The 1,784-nt window shown below is 64.7% G+C and carries 1 protein-coding gene; it reads left to right on the top strand.

The genetic code is table 11. The annotated features are described in order from the left end of the window. Positions 1-1,784 (top strand): type I DNA topoisomerase (gene topA, locus ACE3S9_RS19215; protein ID WP_374548081.1); only part of this gene is annotated, 1,784 nt, incomplete at both ends.

Below are 1,784 nucleotides of genomic sequence, written 5' to 3'. Positions count from 1 at the left end.
GCGAGGCCATTTCCTGGCATGTGCTCGAAGTCCTGCGCGGCAAGCGCGTGCTGAAGGACAAGCCAGTCGAGCGCGTGGTCTTCAACGCCATCACCAAGGACGCGATCCTGGAGGCGATGAAGCACCCGCGCCAGATCGACGAGAGCCTGGTCGAAGCCTATCTCGCCCGTCGCGCCCTGGATTATCTGGTCGGTTTCAATCTGTCGCCGGTGCTGTGGCGCAAGCTGCCGGGCGCCAGATCGGCCGGCCGCGTGCAATCCGTCGCTTTGCGCCTGGTCTGCGACCGTGAGCTGGAAATCGAGAAATTCGTCGCCCGCGAATATTGGTCGCTGGTCGCCCATTTGCGCAATCAGGCCGACGCGCCTTTCACCGCCCGCCTCGTCGGCGCCGACGGCAAGAAGATCACGCGCCTCGACATTGGCGCGGGCGCCGAGGCGGAGGCTTTCAAGCGCGACCTCGAAAACGCGGCCTTCACCGTGGTTTCGGTCGAGGCCAAGCCGGCCAAACGCCACCCCTACGCGCCCTTCACCACTTCGACCCTGCAACAGGAAGCCTCGCGCAAGCTCGGCATGGCGCCGGAAATCACCATGCGCGTCGCCCAGAGGCTTTATGAGGGCGTGGATATCGGCGGCGAGACCGCCGGCCTCATTACCTATATGCGCACCGACGGCGTGGATGTGGCGCCCGAGGCCGTCGCCGCCGCGCGAAAGGTGATCGGCCGGGAATTCGGCGACAAATATGTGCCGGGCGTTCCGCGCAAATATCAGGTCAAGGCCAAGAACGCGCAGGAAGCCCATGAGGCAATCCGCCCGACCGACATGTCGCGCCTGCCCAAGGACATGGCCCGTCATCTCGAAGGCGATCAGGCGCGGCTCTATGAGCTGATCTGGACCCGCATGGTGGCGAGCCAGATGGAATCGGCGCTGCTGGAGCGGACCACGGCTGAAATCGAGGCCAAGGCTGGCGCCCGCACGCTCGATCTGCGCGCGACCGGCCAGGTCGTCCGCTTCGACGGCTTCCTGAAACTCTATCAGGAAGGCAAGGACGACGAGGAGGACGAGGAATCCGGCCGCCTGCCCGCGCTCGACAAGGGCGAGGCGCTCAAGAAGGACAAGATCGACGCCACCCAGCATTTCACCGAGCCGCCGCCGCGCTATACCGAGGCGACCCTGGTAAAACGGATGGAAGAGCTCGGCATCGGCCGTCCCTCGACCTATGCCTCGACGCTCGCCGTGCTGCGCGAACGCGATTATGTGAAGCTCGAAAAAAAGCGCCTCGTACCCGAGGACAAGGGGCGGCTGGTCACGGCCTTTCTGGAAAGCTTCTTCGGCCGCTACGTGCAATATGACTTCACCGCCGCACTGGAAGAGCAGCTCGACCGCGTCTCCAACGCCGAGATCGACTGGAAAGCGGTGCTGCGCGATTTCTGGCGCGATTTTTCGGCCGCCATCGACGGCACCAAGGAGCTGCGCACGACGCAGGTGCTGGACGGGCTGAACGACCTGCTCGGGCCGCATATTTTCCCGGCCAAGGAAGACGGCTCCAATCCCCGCGCCTGCCCTTCCTGCGGCAACGGCCAGCTCTCGCTGAAGCTCGGCAAGTTCGGCGCCTTCATCGGCTGCTCCAATTATCCGGAATGCAAATTCACCCGCACCTTGTCGGATCGCGGCGATGCGGCCAAGGCGGCCGAGGGCGAGCGCCCCGGCGTCAAGGTTCTGGGCGAGGATCCGAAGACGGGGCTGGAAATCACCCTGCGCGACGGGCGTTTCGGCGCTTATATTCAG

This window comes from Rhodoblastus sp., from assembly GCF_041915505.1.
Classification (GTDB): Bacteria; Pseudomonadota; Alphaproteobacteria; order Rhizobiales; family Beijerinckiaceae; genus Rhodoblastus.
The sequence above is the reverse complement of the archived record's forward strand: the minus strand, read 5'-3'. Positions and strand labels throughout refer to the sequence as shown.